Genomic DNA, 1,193 nt, shown 5'->3' with positions numbered 1-1,193 from the left:
GGTAATCCCCCCGAACATTAGGGGTGTTTGAAAGTAGAATTTTCTCGAATGATGAAAGAGGAGATTCTGATGAAGAAATCGAAATATAGCGACGCTCAGATCATGAGTATTTTGAAGCAGGCCGAAGGTGGTGTGCCGGTTGCGGATCTGTGCCGTGAACATGGGATGAGTTCGGCGAGCTTTTACAAATGGCGCTCCAAATATGGCGGCATGGATGCCAGCTTGATGGCGCGGATGAAAGAGCTCGATGAAGAGAACAAGCGGCTCAAGCGCATGTATGCCGAGAAGAGCATGCAAAACGACCTGTTGAAGGAAGCGCTTGGAAAAAAGTGGTAAGGCCGTCTCAACGCAGAGAGATGGCCGAGTGGGCGGTTCGGCACCGGTCTGCCAGTATTGCTTTGGCTTGCCGGGCATTCAGCATCAGTGAAACGTGCTATCGGTATCAGCCGGCGCTCAGCGAAGAGAACGAGCTGATCGCCGATTGGCTTGTCGCGCTGACAACGGCCAAGAGGAGTTGGGGCTTTGGCCTGTGCTTTCTGCATCTTCGGAACGTCAAAGGCTTTGGCTGGAACCACAAACGCGTGTACCGCATCTACCGCGAGTTGGAGCTGAACATGCGGATCAAGCCGCGAAAGCGCTTGCAGCGCGAGAGGCCGGAGCCTCTGGCAGTGCCTGAGGCCCCGAACGAGGTTTGGTCAATGGACTTCATGGCGGATCAACTGGTTGACGGCCGAGCATTCCGGACATTGAACGTGCTTGATGACTTCAATCGCGAGGGTCTGGCCATCGAAGTGGACTTCTCACTGCCCGCCGAGCGTGTGGTTCGAGCGCTGGACCAGATCATCACCTGGCGAGGCAAACCTCTGGTCATTCGCGTAGATAACGGCCCGGAATATGCCAGTGGCAGGCTACAAACATGGGCCGAGAAGGCGGGGATCGGTTTGCTTTACATCCAGCCGGGAAAGCCTCAGCAGAACGCCTATATCGAGCGCTACAATCGGACGGTCCGCACAGAATGGCTCGGGCGATACCACTTCGAAAGCATTGAAGACGTGCAGGACCATGCAACGAAATGGCTCTGGACTTACAACAACGAAAGACCAAACATGGGCATCGGCGGGATGACCCCGATACAGAAACTGACAGCAGCTTAAATTCTACTGATACGCCCCTCTAAAAATGGGGGGATTACC

Annotated in this window: 1 protein-coding gene; it reads left to right on the top strand. The window is 54.7% G+C overall.

Annotated elements, in window-relative coordinates; translation table 11 throughout:
- Window positions 1-69 precede the first annotated feature (69 nt).
- Window positions 70-1,154 (top strand): IS3 family transposase gene (locus N6L24_RS15565; RefSeq protein ID WP_442872610.1). Its coding sequence is split into 2 segments (ribosomal slippage): window positions 70-322 and window positions 322-1,154, totalling 1,086 coding nucleotides; the frame shifts between segments, so codons are not numbered across the junction.
- Window positions 1,155-1,193: the final 39 nt, after the last annotated feature.

It is taken from the genome of Cognatishimia sp. SS12 (genome assembly GCF_028369055.1).
In the GTDB taxonomy this organism is placed as follows: Bacteria; Pseudomonadota; Alphaproteobacteria; order Rhodobacterales; family Rhodobacteraceae; genus Cognatishimia.
This window is presented reverse-complemented; position numbering and strand designations above follow the sequence as displayed.